The following is a 14,916-nucleotide window of genomic DNA, read 5'->3' on the forward strand; positions in this document are numbered from 1 at the left end:
GGTCTGGCTATTACCGCCCGCCGATCACGCCGATATAGTCCGACACCCAGCGATGATAGGGCACGCATTCGCTCTGCGTCGTGCATTTGGCGACCGGGGTCTTCCAGAACTTGATCTTGTCGAAGTGATCGAAGCCGTTGGTGGCGCAGCCGGCATCACCCATCAGTTCGTTGCCCTTGCAGGCGGCGGGAACGGAGGGGACGGCGCCGAACCAGGCGGCGGCGTCGCCCTGGACCTTGGCCTGCAGCGAATGTTCCATCCACATATAGGCGCAGTTCGGATGTTCGCTGTCGGCGTGCAGCATGGTGGTGTCGGCCCAGCCGGTGACGCCTTCCTCCGGGAAGGTGGAGGCGATCTTCTGCTTGTCGGCCTGCAGCAGGTTCACCTGGAAAGGCCAGGAGCCGGAGGCGACGACCCCTTCGTTCTTGAAGTCGTCGATCTGGATCATCGCATCGTGCCAGTAGCGCGAGACCAGCTTGCGCTGGCCGCGCAGCAGATCGAGGGCCGCCTTGTACTGATCTTCGGTCAGCTCGTAGGGGTCCTTGATGCCGAGATCCGGCTTGTGGGCCATCAGATACATGGCGGCGTCGGCAATATAGATGGCGCCGTCATAGGCCTGGACGCGGCCCTTGTTCGATTTGCCGTCGGGCAGCGTCTGTTCCTCGAAGACGACGTTCCAGCTGGTCGGCGCCTTGTCCTTGAAGGCATCGGTATTGTACATCAGCACATTCGGGCCCCAGAGGTAGGGCACGCCGTAATGTACGTCGCCGACCGTATACCAGGCGCCGTTCTGCAGGCGCTGGTCGACATTCTTGAAGCTCGGGATCAGATCGGTGTTGATCGGCTGAACACGCTTGCCGGCGATGAGGCGCAGCGATGCGTCGCCCGATGCGGTGACGAGGTCGAAGCCGCCCTCGTTCATCAGCGAGACCATTTCATCCGAGGTGGCGGCGGTCTTGACGGAAACCTTGCAGCCGGTCTCCTTTTCGAAGCCGGTGACCCAGTCGTAGTTCTTGTCGGTTTCGCCGCGTTCGATGTAGCCGGCCCAGGCGACGATGCTGACCGCACCCTCGCCCTTGCCGAGCGCCTTCAGCGGTTCGGCGGCGGTCACCTGCGTCGCGAAGCTCAGGCAGGCGATCGCTGCCGTGCAGGATTTCAAGAGATTCGTCATCGTCCGGCTCCCGGTCTGGTGCCACTTTCCGTGGCGGCTTGTTCCCGCTCAAGAAGGTGATCCCAAATGGGCGCTTTCGCAAATTCATTTGTCAGAAAGGCGATATCGGAAATTCCGATATCAGCGGACGCGGCCGGATCGCAGGCTTTCGGCGATGCCGACGAAGTCTCGCGCCGCCTGCGGCAGGCTGGAGCCCTTGCGCCAGACCATGCCGACCTGGACCACCGGCAACGAACCGGAGACGTCGCGGCTCTCGATGCGGTCGCCTTCGAGCGACCAGGGGCGGTAGACGAGATCGGGAAGCAGCGCCACGCCGGCGCCGGTGGCGACCAGGCTGCGTACCGCCTCCACCGAGCGGGTGCGGAAGGCGACATGCGGGCGGGCGCCGAGCGCCGACAGTAGCTTGCCGGTATTCTCCTCGATCTCGTCGACCGTCAGCATGATCAGCGGTTCGCGAGCGATATCGGCCACCGAGATGATGTCGGCCGAAACCAGCGGATGGCCCATCGGCAGCCATAGGCGATAGGGTGAGGTTTCGAGGATTTCCGCCTGCAGCGCCATGCGGTCGCGCAGGTTCGATATCACCATGACGGCGACATCGAGTTCGCCGCCAACCAGGAGATGTTCGAGATAGCCGCCATTGTCCTCAATCGCACTGATCTCGACGCCCGGACAGGCGCGCCGGTATCGCGCCAGCAAGTCAGAGAGAACGTAGCCGGCGACGAGCGAGGTGACGCCGATGTTCAGCGTGCCCGAAAGGGCGCTCTGCCGGCCGGAGAAGCTGGTGCGCGCATCGGAGACGGAGGCAAGGATCTTGGTCGCGTGACGAAGGAACTGGTGTCCGTTGTGGGTGATCGTCAGGCCGCGCGGATGGCGTTCGAAGAGCTCGACGCCGAGATCGGTTTCGAGCTCCTTCAGCGCTTCCGTCACCGAGGATTGCGAGATCGAAAGGTTCTGCGCGGCACGTGTCACCGAACCTTGTTCGGCCACGGCGACAAAATATTGGATCTGGCGAAGCGTGAAGGCCATCAGTGTATAGAGCATGGCGGAATGTGCGGTGGCAAGCGGTTGAAAAAGGCGGACCTTTTTTGGTGTTTTTCAAAATGGAGCAGGCTTGGCATGCTCACTTAAACTTTCGGAAACGTCATTTCTCTAGCATTCCCAGCACCTGTCCTGCGTTGGAGTTTGAGATGGCGGAGCAGTTGGCGTGAAGGCCTTACTGCGCATATTCCGGCCCTCCCGGAAATTGGCAATCATCATCGGTGGCGTCTCGCTTCTGGCGGGCGTTTCCGGTGGTGCGGCGCTTTATGTCGGCAAGGACAGGTTGATCGGTGTCTCCGGCGGCGGCGCCGGGCTCGAATGCTCCGACGTCAACCTGGTGACGATCAAGAAGCAGGATCACGTCTGGGTGCGGAAATACATCAAGACCGAACCGACCGACGGCATGACGCGGGTCAGAACCGCGCTGCGTGTCGCCCAGGCTGTTTATGCCGCACAGAAACCGGATCTGGTACAGGTGGTGGTGCTCGACGAGAACGGCCCGACGCTGCGCGCCGATATTCGCGGCCGGGCAATCGGCGCCGACGTAGTCTACATCCCGCATCCCGACAAGACGGTTCCCGGTCTCGATGACAAGCCCTATACGGCGCACTACTATGACGGCATGGCCAGCGAAAACGGGCTGTTCTTCGGCGAGCGCATCGACATGCCGGCCGACGAGATCGCCATGATCAGCGCCTCGTTCAAGGATCCCGAGGATTGTGTCGACCCGGTCGCCGTCGCCTCGACCAAGAATGAGGAAAAGGGCAAAAAGGATGCTGGCGGCGGACATGACGCGGCCCCGGCAGCCGAAAGCGAAGCCGTGCCCGCCGGCGAGAGCGGCAGCCCCGCCGTCGTGGCTGAGGCGCCGGCCGAAGAGCCGCCGGCGGAAGCTCCAAAGACACACTGACCGCAGCATGAAAAAAGCGGAGCGCCCCTACAGCGCCTGCGCGTCTTATCAGACGCGCAAAGGACGCTGTAGCACTTTCGGATGGCTGCATAATTCTCTCCTTAAATCGATTCCGATTTAAGGAATTATGCAGTGGCACTCCGCTTTCGTTTTCCGACGTCTCTTGCTGTCAGTCGGCTTTGCTGCGGCGGGCCGGGAAGAGGATGACGTCGCGGATCGACGGCGCATTGGTCAGCAGCATGATCAGACGGTCGACGCCGATGCCGAGGCCGCCGGCGGGCGGCATGCCCTGGTCGATCGCGTCGAGGAATTCCTCGTCCAGCTGCTTTTCCTTTTCGCCGCGGGCATGCGCCTGTTCGAGCTGCTCGACCATGCGTCGGCGCTGCTCTTCGGGATCGTTGAGTTCCGAGAAGGCGTTGCCGAGTTCCCAGGCGTTGCAATAGGTCTCGAAGCGCTCGACAAGGCGCGGCTCGCCCGGCACCTCCTTGGCGAAGGGCGAGATATCCTTCGGGAAATGCGTGACATGGGACGGCTGGATCAGCGTCGCTTCGACCTTCTCCTCGAAGATGAAGGCGAGGCATTCACCCCAGGTCCAATCCTTTTCGACGGCGAAGCCGGCCGCCTTGGCAGCAGCGCGCGCTTCCTCATTGGTCTTGATCGCGAGGAAATCGATGCCGGTCGCTTGCTTGACGGCATCGGGCATCGGCACGCGCTTGAACGGCCCCTTGAAGGACATCGTCTTGTCGCCGAAGGGGAACTCCGTCGTGCCGTGAATGGCAAGCGCCAAGCTCTCGAACAGCCGCTCGACGAGGTCCATCATGTCCTCGTAATCGGCATAGGCCCAATAACACTCCATCATGGTGAATTCGGGATTGTGCCGGGTCGAGACGCCTTCGTTGCGGAAGTTGCGGTTGATCTCGAAGACCTTGTCGGTGAGGCCCGAGACCAGCGTGCGCTTCAGGAACAGTTCCGGCGCGATGCGCAGATACATGTCGAGCTTCAGCGTGTTGTGATGCGTCTTGAACGGCTCGGCGGTGGCGCCGCCATAGATCGATTGCAGCATCGGCGTCTCGACTTCCATGAAGCCGTCATTCTCCATGAAGCGGCGGATGCCGGAGACGATCTTCGAGCGCTGCTGAAAACGAAGTTTCGAATCCTCGTTGGTCATGATGTCGAGATGGCGCTTGCGATAACGCAGCTCGATGTCGGAAAGGCCATGCCACTTCTCGGGCATCGGTAGCAGCGACTTGGTCAGCATCTCGATCTTCTGGGCGTTGATCGTCAGTTCGCCGCGCTTGGTGCGGCGCACGATGCCGGTGACGCCGATGATGTCGCCGATGTCGATCATCGGCAGCAGGGCGCGGGCTTCCTCGCCTGTGACGTCCTTATGCGAGAAGATCTGGATCTTGCCGGAGGCGTCATGGATATCCATGAACATGCCCGAATTGCGCGAGGAATAGACGCGGCCGGCGACGGTGACGACATCCTGCGTCTCCACATCAGGTTCCAGGGATTCGTATTTGGCGCCGAGCTCGGCATTGGTCATCGTCCGGTGGAAATGCGCCGGATAGACGTCGCCGATCTGCTCGCGCAGCAGCTTCAGCTTCTGGGCGCGCACCTCAGTCGCGTCGGAGGAAAGAGTGTTTTCGGTCTTGTTGTCAGCCACTGTCGAAATCCTCTGACTGTTCTTACTTCGAGCCGACAAGTGCGGCGACGGCCTGCGCGGCGAGCTTCAGGCGCTGGCGCACGACCGAGCGGCCGAGGATCGCCATGGAATCGAAGAGCGGCAGCGAGCGCGACGAGCCGGAGACGGCGACGAAGAGCGGCGAGACCACGACCTTCAGCTTCTTGCCCATGCGGTCGGCGATGGCGCGCAGCTCCGCCTCGATCGTCTCGACATTCCATTCCAGGATCTTTTCGAGATCCGGCTGAACGGTGTTGAGGATCTCAAGAATCTCTTCCGGCGGCGATTTGATCTTGGCGAAGTCGGACGGCTGCAGGCCGAGATCGGACTTCAGCAGGAAGCCGGCGAGATCGGGCAGCTCGCCGAGCTTGGAAATGCGGGTCTGCGACAGGCGCAGGCCTTCCTTCAGGCGGTCGTTTTCCATCGCCCAGGTCAGCACGCGCGCCTGAAACTCCTCTTCGGAGAGCTTCTCGCGGATCCAGCGGCCGTTCAGCCAGTCGAGCTTCTGGATGTCGAAGATCGCGCCGGCCTTGGAGAGGTTGTCGGGATCGAACTTTTCCGACAGCTCATCCATCGTCAACAGTTCCTCGCCTTCGGCGATCTGGATGAAGAACAGGCCGAGGAAGTTCATCAGCGCTTCGGGTATATAGCCGAGCGCGGAGTAATAGGATATCGAGGTCGGGTTCTTGCGCTTCGACAGTTTCGACTTGTCGGCATTGCGCATCAGCGACAGATGCATGAAGACCGGCTGATCCCAGCCGAAATAGCGATAAAGCAGGATGTGCTTCGGCACCGAAGCCAGCCATTCCTCGCCGCGGGCCACATGGGTGATCTGCATCAGATGGTCGTCGATGACGTTGGCCATGTGATAGGTTGGCATGCCGTCGGCCTTGATCAGCACCTGCATGTCGACGGAATCCCAGGGGATGGAGACATCGCCGTAGACGCCGTCGGTGAAATCGCAGGAGCCTTCGGCCGGGATTTTCATGCGGATGACCGAGGCTTCGCCGGCGGCGGTGCGCGAGGTCACTTCCTCGGCCGTCAGGCTGAGGCAGAGACCGTCATATTTCGGCGGCTTGCCGGCGGCGCGCTGCGCCTCGCGCATCTGCTCCAGCCGCGCGGGCGTGCAGAAACAGCGGAAGGCGTGGCCCTTGTCGAGGAGCTCCTGGGCATAAGGCTGGTACATCGGCTTGCGGTCGGACTGGCGATAAGGGCCATAGGGGCCGCCGATATCGGGGCCTTCCTTCCATTCCAGCCCGCACCATTTCAGCGCGTCCAGCACCTTCGTCTCGAATTCAGGGGTCGAGCGCGTCGCGTCGGTATCTTCGATGCGCAGGATGAATTCGCCGCCATGCTTCTTGGCGAAGAGATAGTTGAAGAGAGCGATATAAGCGGTGCCGACATGCGGCTCGCCGGTCGGCGAGGGAGCGATGCGGACGCGAACGCCGGTAGCTGTGCCGGAAACTGTCATTGTGTGTGCCCGTCAATGAATGCCGGACGGTTTTCGCGGGAAAGCGACGTTCGGCCGGAAGGATGCAGATATCTTCGGCAAACCGGCCGGAAAAAGGGCATGCGCCCGCACCATCCGCCGATCGTCCGTTCGGCTGGCCTTAGGCCATATTCAATCCGGCGCGTCAAGAAAAACCGCGCCTGCAAAGGGCCTGACGATGCTGGTGCAGGGCGCGCGCCGGTTGCGACGCGCCCCTTGCTTCAGTCTCAGTGAGCGCCTTCGCGTTTGCGCTTGCGGGCGTTGCGGGCGAACATGTTCAGCACCTCGACCAGCGCCGAGAAAGCCATGGCGGCATAGACGTAGCCCTTCGGGACGTGGAAACCCATGCCTTCGGCGATCAGCGTCGTGCCGATCATCAGCAGGAAGGCGAGCGCCAGCATGACGATCGTCGGATTCCGCTCGATGAAGTTGGCAAGCGGGGTGGCGGCGACCAGCATGACGGTGACGGCGGCGATGACGGCGATCACCATGATCGGCAGATGCGGCGTCATGCCGACGGCGGTGATGATGCTGTCGACGGAGAAGACGAGGTCGAGCAGCAGGATCTGGCCGATCGCCGATGCAAAGCCGGTCGTTGCCGACGTCGCGATGAAATCCTCCTGATGGTCGATCGGATCGACGCTGTGGTGAATTTCCTTGGTAGCCTTCCAGACGAGGAACAAGCCGCCGGCGATCAGGATCAGATCCTTCCAGGAGAAGCCGTGTCCGAAGGCTTCGAACAGCGGTTCGGTCAGCTGCACGATCCAGGCGATGGTGCCGAGCAGAGCAAGACGCATGATCAGGGCAAGGCCGATGCCGATCTTGCGGGCTCTTTCCCGGTGTTCGGGCGGCAGTTTGTTGGTCAGAATGGAAATAAAGATCAGGTTGTCGATCCCGAGAACGACTTCCATCACCACCAACGTGATGAGCGCCACCCAGGCGGCCGGATCCTGAATGAGCGTCACAATTTCCTGCATCAGCGTATATCCCCTTTGCGTCACATGAACGATGACGCCCCGCAATGTAGTGTCGGCGGCTTGCCGCGCAAGCGCCGCAAGGGGATATACGAAATCGATGTGACTTTTATTCCTTAGAACAGGATGATTTAAGGCCGGGCCGGCCTTAAATTTGAATCCTGTTCTAAGTTAAAGAGTTAGAGCATGATGTCGCCCGAAAACCGCTCGCACTTTTCGGCATCATGCTCTGATCGGCAACCAGATTTCGGTGACACCCGTGCCGGTATAGGGGTCGAAGCGCTCGTCGTAGCGTTCGAACATGTCCGGCGTCTCGCCGTGCTCCAGACCCGAGGACGGCCACCACGCGCCGAAAATCCGGTTGATTGTGAGAGAAATGCCGGAGACATGGCCGCGATGGGTGAAGACGACGTAGCGCTGGCCGGGAAGCTTGAGCGTCGCAAAATCGGCGGGCAGATCGCCGGTATCGGAAATCTCCACGGCGGCCATGTAGCGGAATTTCTCCGCTTCGCCGTCGATATGGGTGCAGACGCCGTAGGCGACATTGCCTTTCTGGCCGGAGATATGGCCGAAATGGCCATTGAACTTCTGCCAGAGTGAAGGGATGGCGGCATCGCCGCCATGGGCGTAGATCTCCTCCAAGCCGGCAAGAAGCATCGGCTGCAGGGTTTCGAAGCGGGGTGCTTCGAGGTCGCTGAGATGGGCGGGGTCCATTCTGATCGGCTCCAGTAAGACAAGGTTACGAGTGTGCCCCTGTCTGCGCACCGCATCCGGCGTCATGCCGAACTGGTCGCGAAAGGCACGGGTGAAAGCTTCGTGGGAGCCGTAGCCCGCGCAAAGCGCAACCTCGAGGATGGTGGATGAGCCACTCACCAGCGCGGGTACGGCGCGGCTGAGGCGCCGCCCCCTGATATAGCCACTGATCGAGTGGCCGGTGACCAGCCCGAAGACGCGCGACAGATGGTAGCGCGACAATCCGGCTGCTTCCGATATCTCGTCCAGCGATATATCGCTTTCGAAATGGCTCTCTATGAACCAGATCGCCCGTGCGATGGCGCTCATTTTCACTCCCCTGGTTGCGGCTTCTTCCTTAGAGAAAAGTCGAAAGCGGGGTTTGATCGTTCTTGCGGAGTTTTGGCCGATGCAAGCGAGCAGTCAAGAAAGCGTATCAGGCGGTGTCGTGCCGGCGCGCGCCATAGGCCGCCATGAAGACCTTGATCGCACCGCGGATGACGCGGTCGATTTCTTCGCGGCTCGGCGGTTCCTCCATGCTGCCGAACAGACGCAGCTTGAAGAAACTGCCGCTGGCAAGATCGAGAAACTGGCCGGCGGCGAGATCGATGTCATCGATCTCGAGCGTGCCCGCGGCGATGTGGCGTTCGAGAAAATCGCGCATTATGGTGCGCAGATTGACCGGGCCCTTGAAGAAGCGTTGACAGAGCGCGGGCATGCGGTCTCGAACGCCGAGAACGGTGCGCATCGCGGTGATGACCTTTTCGTCGGTCATATGGGTGACGAAGCTTATCCCGAATTCGTACAGCCCGGATTCGGGCTCGTCGTGTTCGGCAAGCGCCGTGCGGACAGCGGCGACGAAGGCGGCACGCTCGGTTTCGACCATCGCCGAAAACAGTTCTTCCTTGTTGGTGAAGTAGACGTAGAGCGTTCCCTTCGAAACACCGGCCTCCCGCGTCACATCGTTCATGCTGGCCGCATCGAAACCCATTTTCATGAAGACGCGCTTGGCGCCGTCGAGGATCTGCTGGCGCTTGGCCGGATCTTCGCCCGCGGCAAATCGGCCTCCAGCAGGAGGAGGGCTGAATACGGCGGCATTCTCGGGTTTCAGCGTCATGTCTCCTTAACCGTGTTTATGGTTTCGCCCTTTGATTTAAAGAAATCGAACCGATTGGTTCTATGCATCTTGATATGACGGTAAAACAGGTTTATGTCAACTGAACCGAACCGTTCAGTTCGATCAATTACTCCAAGATCGGTAAGTGGCCATGTCGAGCAACCAGAAAAGCAACGTCGCGCGTATCGTCAGCGAAAAGGCCGAAGCCGAAGAGGCCGAGGTCGCGACTGTTGTGGAGGCTCCGACGGCGGAAGCCCTGGAAAAGCCGTCCGCTCCCGCGCCGTCGGCGCCGGCTTCGGTCGCAGCACGCGCGGCTGCGAAGAAGCGCCGCAGTCCGGTGCTACCGATCGTCGTGCTCGCTCTTCTGGCGGGCGGCGGCTGGTATGGTTACGAATGGTGGACGAACGGCCGCTTCATGGTGTCGACCGACGACGCCTATATCGAGGGCGATATCGCAACGATTTCGCCAAAGGTCACGGGCTACGTCGCGAAGGTGAATGTGGTCGCCAACCAGGAAGTCAAAGCGGGCGACGTGCTTGCCACGCTTGATAACGGCGACTATCAGAACGCCCTCGATCAGGCGCAGGCCCAGATCGCCACCGAACAGCTTTCGCTGCAGCGTATCGACGCGCAGATCGAAGGCGCCAATGCAAGCCTTGCGCAGGCGCGGGCGCAGAAGGTGGCACTCGAAGCGGCCGTTCGTGGTGCCGAAATCACCCAGAAACGCCAGAGCGAGCTACAGGCGAAGTCGGTCGGCACTGCTGCCGATCTCGACAACGCCAATATCGCGCTCGACCAGGCCAAGGCCAATCTTGCCGGCGGCGACGCCAACATCACCGCTGCACAAGCCAATATCACCATTCTTCAGGCCCAGCGCAAGGAAGCCGAGGGCTCGGTCCGGGCGCTGGAAATCTCGCGCGACAAGGCCGCCCGCGATCTCTCCTTCACCGTGCTCAAGGCGCCTTACGACGGCATTGTCGGCAATCGCTCGGTCCAGGAAGGCGATCTCGTCTCGCCCGGGCAGCGGCTGATGGCGCTGGTTCCGGTGCATGAGCTCTATATCGACGCCAACTTCAAGGAAACGCAGATCCAGCATCTCGTTGCCGGCTCGAAGGTCAACGTCCATGTCGACGCCTATGACGACCATCCGATCGTCGGCACCGTTGAATCGATCTCGCCGGCGTCCGGCTCGGTCTTCTCGCTGCTGCCGCCGGAAAATGCGACGGGCAACTTCACCAAGGTGATCCAGCGCGTGCCGGTGCGCATCGCGCTGCCGCAGGAGGCGCTCGACAGCGGGCGTCTGCGCGCGGGCCTCAGCGTCGTCGTTGACGTCGATACCCGCACGGCGCCGAGCAAGTAAGCCTTGAGACAAGGCGGAGGTGGTCCGATGGCCGGAAGCGCGACAGCAACAGCGGGAACGATTCCGGCGTTACCTGCCCATGCTGAGGATCGCATGGATCCGAGGAAGCTCATCGCCTTCTTCGCGATGGTGGTCGGCATGTTCATGTCGATCCTCGACATCCAGATCGTCTCGGCCTCGCTTGCGGAAATCCAGGCCGGCCTTTCGGCCGGCTCGGACGAGATCGGCTGGGTGCAGACGGCCTATCTGATCGCTGAAGTGATCATGATCCCGCTGTCAGGCACGCTGGCGAGCATCATCTCGACGCGCTATCTCTTCGCGATCTCGGCGGCCGGTTTCACCATGGCGAGCGCGCTTGCGGCGACGGCGACGAATATCGACCAGATGATCGTCTACCGCGCCATTCAGGGCTTCATCGGCGGCGGCATGATCCCATCGGTCTTCGCGGCTGCCTTCACGATCTTCCCGCCGTCGAAGCGCAGCATCGTCTCGCCGATCATCGGCCTGATCGCGACGCTGGCGCCGACCATCGGCCCGACGGTCGGCGGCTATCTCAGCCACGCCTTCTCCTGGCATTGGCTGTTCCTGGTCAACATCATTCCCGGCATCATCGTCACCATCGTCACCTGGAACTTCATCGATTTCGACAAGCCGGAACTGTCGCTGTTCAAAAAGTTCGACTGGTGGGGACTGGTCTCAATGGGCGTGTTCCTCGGGGCGCTGGAATACGTGCTCGAAGAGGGCAATTCCAACGACTGGTTCAACGACGAATCCATCGCCATCGCGGCCGTTGCCTCAGGCGTCTCGGCCATCATTTTCTTCTATCGCGCCTTTTCGGTGGAATTCCCGGTGGTCGATCTCAAGGCCTTTGCGAACAGAAACTTCTCCTTCGGCTCGGTCTTCTCCTTCGTCATGGGTATCGGCCTCTATGGCCTCACTTATATCTATCCCGTCTATCTCGGACGCATCCGCGGCTATGACTCGCTGATGATCGGCGAGACGATGTTTGTCTCCGGCCTTGCGATGTTCGTCACCGCGCCGATCGCCGGCCGGCTGTCGACCAAGATGGACCTGCGCCTGATGATGGTGATCGGCTTCGTCAGTTTCGCCGCCGGCACCTACATCATGATCCATCTGACGGCGGACTGGGATTTCTACGAGCTCTTCATCCCGCAGATCCTGCGCGGCTTTGGGCTGATGATGTGCATGGTGCCGATCAACAACATCGCCCTCGGCACGATGCCGCCCTCGCGAATCCGCGGCGCGTCCGGCCTGTTCAACCTGACCAGAAACCTCGGCGGCGCCGTCGGCCTTGCCGTCATCAACACCGTGCTCACCAATCGGCAGGACGTGCATTACGAGCGGTTGCGGGAAAATATCGACTGGGGCAATCCGGCGGCGATCGACCAGATGAACAACATGGCCGCCAATTTCAACAGCTACGGCATGGACGGCGCCTCGGTCGCGATCAAGCAGATGGTCGGGCTTGCCACCAAACAGGCTGTCATCCTGTCCTTCAGCGACGTCTTCCTGATCCTGACCGCGCTTTTCGTCGCGATGATCCTTGGAGTCGCGATGATCCAGAAACCCGCGCCGCAAGGCGGGGGAGGCGGCGGCGGCCACTGACCTCCGGCCTGCCGCCCCATGAAAAGGTCCTCTCCGGAGGACCTTTTTGTTTGCAGTTTTCCAGCCTCTATGCGATCAGCCAATAATCGTCCTGCTGACCGGCTCAGGCTGGCAGCGATGCGGGAAACGCGATCGGCGAACCCGTCGTTTTTTTGATTTACGTACATCAAAATTGGCGGTAATGGTCTCATCAGGAGGAATGATGAGGCCAACAGTTCACGATATCGCTGCCGCTGCCGGGGTCAGTCTTGCAACTGTCGACCGGGTTCTCAACCGGCGTCCGGGTGTGCGCCATGTCACGCGCGAAAAGGTCGAGACCGCGATCCGCGAGCTCGGTTATACCAGGGACGTGGCTGCTGCCAATCTCGCCAAGGGCCGCACCTATCCGCTGGTGTTCATCCTGCCGGCCAGCGACAATTCCTTCATGCACGGGCTCAATGGGGAAATCCGGCAAGCGATCCTCCGTTCGGCTGCCGAGCGCACCGATATTCGCACCGTCGAGGTGCCGGCCTTCGATCCGGCCGCTCTCGTCGCTGTGCTCGAAGAGCTCTCTCGGGAAAAGCCTTGCGGCATTGCCATGGTCGCGACCGATGCACCTGAGGTGCGCGCCACCGTCGACAGGCTGGTGCATGCGGGCTTCCCCATCGTCACCCTGGTGTCCGACCTCACGGGCTCGATGCGCCACCACTATGCAGGCGTCGACAACATCGCGGCCGGCCGCACGGCCGCCCGTCTGCTCGGCCGCTTCCTCGGGCCGCGAAAGGGCGAGATCGCCGTGCTCGCCGGGTCCATGCTGGTGCGCGACCATCGCGAGCGGCTGGAGGGCTTCACCGCAGTCATGGCCGAGGAATTTCCCGATCTGGCGATCCTCCCGGTGCTCGAAGGCCGTGACGATCCGGAGATCGCCCATATGCTCGTCGCCGACGCGCTTGCCAGGAATGCCGGCATTGTCGGCGTCTACAGCCTCGGCGCCGGCAATCGCGGCCTCATCCGGGCGCTGAAGGAAAAGGCCGTCGACCGGACGCTGACCGTCATCGCCCATGAATTGACCACCTATACGCGGGCGGCGCTGATCGACAATACGATCGATGCGATCCTCAATCAGGACGCCGGCCACGAAGTGCGCAGCGCGATCCGCGTGCTGAAAGCCAAGGCGGACGGGCTCCCAGTCATCGACGCGCAGGAGCGCATCCGTCTCGACATATTCCTGAAAGACAATCTGCCGTAAAGGCAAAGGAGCAACCCCATGTATCTCGGTCTCGATCTCGGAACCTCCGGCGTCAAGGCGATGCTGATCGACGGCGATCAGACGATCGTCGGCTCGGCCAATGGTTCGCTCGACGTTTCGCGTCCGCATTCCGGCTGGTCGGAGCAGGAGCCGGCCCATTGGATGCGCGCCACGCAAGAGGCTGTCGCCGGTCTCAAGGCGAAACACCCGAAAGAGCTTGCCGCGGTCAGGGGTATCGGCCTTTCCGGCCAGATGCACGGCGCGACGCTGATCGATGCCGCCGACAAGGTGCTGCGCCCCTGCATTCTGTGGAACGACACGCGCAGTCATGTCGAGGCCGGGGCCCTCGACGCCGATCCGCGCTTCCGCGCACTCACCGGCAATATCGTCTTCCCCGGGTTCACGGCGCCGAAGCTCGCCTGGATCAGGAAGCATGAGCCCGACATTTTCGCGAAGATTGCCAAGGTGCTGCTGCCGAAGGACTATCTGCGTCTGTGGCTGACCGGCGAATATATTTCCGAAATGTCGGATTCGGCCGGCACCTCCTGGCTCGACACCGGCAAGCGGGCCTGGTCGGCCGATCTGCTCGCCGCCACTCATCTTTCCGAGGAGCAGATGCCGACGCTTGTCGAAGGCACCCAGCAGGCCGGTATGCTGCGATCCGAACTCGCGGCACAGTGGGGCATATCGGGCAATGTCGTCGTTGCCGGCGGCGCGGGCGACAATGCCGCATCAGCCTGCGGCATGGGGACCGTCAGCGATGGCGCCGCCTTCGTCTCGCTCGGCACCTCCGGCGTGCTTTTTGCCGCCAACGGCTCCTATCTGCCGAAGCCGGAAAGCGCCGTGCATGCTTTCTGCCACGCGCTGCCGAATACCTGGCACCAGATGGGCGTCATCCTATCGGCGACCGATGCGCTCAACTGGCATTCCGGCGTGACCGGCAAGTCGGCCGCCGATCTCACCGGCGAACTCGGCGAGACTCCGAAGGCGCCGACCGGCGTCACCTTCCTGCCCTATCTCTCCGGCGAGCGTACGCCGCACAATGATGCCGTCATCCGCGGCGCCTTCATCGGGCTGGAACATGAAAGCAGCCGCGCCGTGCTGACCCAGGCCGTGCTCGAAGGTGTCGCCTTCGCCATCCGCGACAATCTCGAAGCGCTGCGGTCGGCCGGCACCGGCATATCCCGCGTCACGGCGATCGGCGGCGGCTCGCGCTCGCGCTACTGGCTGGCGTCAATCGCCACCGCCCTCGGCGTTCCGGTCGATTTGCCCGCGGACGGCGATTTCGGCGCGGCGTTCGGCGCTGCCCGCCTCGGCCTGATTGCCGCGACGGGTGCCGATCCGATTGCGGTCTGCACGCCGCCGGTGACATCAGGCACGATCGAACCGGTGTCGGCGCTGAGCGGCGCTTACGAGGAGGCTTACAAGCGCTACCGCGCGCTTTATCCGGCGATCAAATCGCTGGCGCATTGAAACTGGAGCCAGCGGCTCCCTCATCCGCCTGCCTGCACCTTCTCCCCGCTGGGGAGAAGAGATTCGCGGCAGCGCCTCGTTCCCCTTCTCCCCTGGGGAGAAGGTGGCCCGAAG

12 protein-coding genes are annotated in these 14,916 nt (G+C 61.9%); 5 read left to right on the forward strand and 7 right to left on the reverse strand.

Annotated features, from left to right (window positions below; genetic code table 11):
- Positions 1-10: 10 nt before the first annotated feature.
- On the reverse strand, positions 11-1,171 hold the full coding sequence (locus MHI61_RS26235; protein ID WP_239791145.1) for an ABC transporter substrate-binding protein: 1,161 nt from the start codon (positions 1,169-1,171) through the stop codon (positions 11-13).
- A gap of 120 nt (positions 1,172-1,291) precedes the next feature.
- Entirely contained in the window at positions 1,292-2,200 is a 909-nt protein-coding gene (locus tag MHI61_RS26240; RefSeq protein ID WP_239792913.1) for a LysR family transcriptional regulator, read from the reverse strand.
- A gap of 178 nt (positions 2,201-2,378) precedes the next feature.
- Here MHI61_RS26240 and MHI61_RS26245 point away from each other — a divergent pair, with 178 nt between their 5' ends.
- Positions 2,379-3,119: a hypothetical protein gene (locus MHI61_RS26245; protein ID WP_239791146.1), complete on the forward strand. Its 741-nt coding sequence runs from the start codon at positions 2,379-2,381 to the stop codon at positions 3,117-3,119.
- A 169-nt stretch (positions 3,120-3,288) separates the two neighbouring features.
- On the opposite strand, the gene lysS is transcribed toward MHI61_RS26245, so the two are convergent.
- The 5 genes from lysS to MHI61_RS26270 form a co-directional block, all read right to left on the reverse strand.
- Positions 3,289-4,785 (reverse strand): lysine--tRNA ligase, encoded by a 1,497-nt coding sequence (lysS, locus tag MHI61_RS26250; RefSeq protein WP_239791147.1) that lies wholly within the window; start codon positions 4,783-4,785, stop codon positions 3,289-3,291.
- A 22-nt stretch (positions 4,786-4,807) separates the two neighbouring features.
- Positions 4,808-6,274: a glutamate--tRNA ligase gene (gene gltX / locus MHI61_RS26255; protein WP_239791148.1), complete on the reverse strand. Its 1,467-nt coding sequence runs from the start codon at positions 6,272-6,274 to the stop codon at positions 4,808-4,810.
- Positions 6,275-6,519: 245 nt separating this feature from the next.
- Positions 6,520-7,269 carry a TerC family protein gene (locus MHI61_RS26260; RefSeq protein WP_097603863.1) on the reverse strand — a complete coding sequence of 250 codons (750 nt, stop codon included), beginning with the start codon at positions 7,267-7,269 and terminating at the stop codon, positions 6,520-6,522.
- A gap of 219 nt (positions 7,270-7,488) precedes the next feature.
- A complete protein-coding gene (locus MHI61_RS26265) occupies positions 7,489-8,328 on the reverse strand; it encodes an AraC family transcriptional regulator (protein WP_239791149.1) in 840 nt (279 codons plus the stop codon).
- A 106-nt stretch (positions 8,329-8,434) separates the two neighbouring features.
- Positions 8,435-9,115 carry a TetR/AcrR family transcriptional regulator gene (locus MHI61_RS26270; protein WP_239791150.1) on the reverse strand — a complete coding sequence of 227 codons (681 nt, stop codon included), beginning with the start codon at positions 9,113-9,115 and terminating at the stop codon, positions 8,435-8,437.
- A gap of 151 nt (positions 9,116-9,266) precedes the next feature.
- Here MHI61_RS26270 and MHI61_RS26275 point away from each other — a divergent pair, with 151 nt between their 5' ends.
- The 4 genes from MHI61_RS26275 to xylB all read left to right on the forward strand — a co-directional run bounded on the left by MHI61_RS26275 (position 9,267) and on the right by xylB (position 14,802).
- Positions 9,267-10,475, forward strand: coding sequence for an HlyD family secretion protein (locus MHI61_RS26275; RefSeq protein WP_239791151.1), 1,209 nt, complete (start codon positions 9,267-9,269; stop codon positions 10,473-10,475).
- 27 nt (positions 10,476-10,502) lie between these two features.
- The gene (locus MHI61_RS26280; RefSeq protein WP_239791152.1) at positions 10,503-12,101 is read left to right on the forward strand and encodes a DHA2 family efflux MFS transporter permease subunit; all 1,599 of its coding nucleotides are present in this window, start codon (positions 10,503-10,505) and stop codon (positions 12,099-12,101) included.
- Positions 12,102-12,303: 202 nt separating this feature from the next.
- Positions 12,304-13,329 (forward strand): LacI family DNA-binding transcriptional regulator, encoded by a 1,026-nt coding sequence (locus MHI61_RS26285; protein WP_239791153.1) that lies wholly within the window; start codon positions 12,304-12,306, stop codon positions 13,327-13,329.
- A gap of 18 nt (positions 13,330-13,347) precedes the next feature.
- Positions 13,348-14,802, forward strand: a complete 1,455-nt coding sequence (xylB, locus tag MHI61_RS26290) for a xylulokinase (protein WP_239791154.1) — start codon at positions 13,348-13,350, stop codon at positions 14,800-14,802.
- The last annotated feature ends 114 nt before the right edge of the window (positions 14,803-14,916 follow it).

The sequence above is a fragment of the Rhizobium sp. K102 genome (genome assembly GCF_022385315.1).
Classification (GTDB): domain Bacteria; phylum Pseudomonadota; class Alphaproteobacteria; order Rhizobiales; family Rhizobiaceae; genus Rhizobium; species Rhizobium croatiense.

Coding starts and splice junctions, on each gene's coding strand:
- MHI61_RS26275 (WP_239791151.1), top strand. CDS start 9,267: ATGTCGAGCAACCAGAAAAGCAACGTCGCGCGTATCGTCAGCGAAAAG.
- MHI61_RS26270 (WP_239791150.1), bottom strand. CDS start 9,115: ATGACGCTGAAACCCGAGAATGCCGCCGTATTCAGCCCTCCTCCTGCT.
- gltX (WP_239791148.1), bottom strand. CDS start 6,274: ATGACAGTTTCCGGCACAGCTACCGGCGTTCGCGTCCGCATCGCTCCC.
- MHI61_RS26280 (WP_239791152.1), top strand. CDS start 10,503: ATGGCCGGAAGCGCGACAGCAACAGCGGGAACGATTCCGGCGTTACCT.
- xylB (WP_239791154.1), top strand. CDS start 13,348: ATGTATCTCGGTCTCGATCTCGGAACCTCCGGCGTCAAGGCGATGCTG.
- MHI61_RS26235 (WP_239791145.1), bottom strand. CDS start 1,171: ATGACGAATCTCTTGAAATCCTGCACGGCAGCGATCGCCTGCCTGAGC.
- MHI61_RS26285 (WP_239791153.1), top strand. CDS start 12,304: ATGAGGCCAACAGTTCACGATATCGCTGCCGCTGCCGGGGTCAGTCTT.
- MHI61_RS26265 (WP_239791149.1), bottom strand. CDS start 8,328: ATGAGCGCCATCGCACGGGCGATCTGGTTCATAGAGAGCCATTTCGAA.
- MHI61_RS26260 (WP_097603863.1), bottom strand. CDS start 7,269: ATGCAGGAAATTGTGACGCTCATTCAGGATCCGGCCGCCTGGGTGGCG.
- MHI61_RS26240 (WP_239792913.1), bottom strand. CDS start 2,200: ATGGCCTTCACGCTTCGCCAGATCCAATATTTTGTCGCCGTGGCCGAA.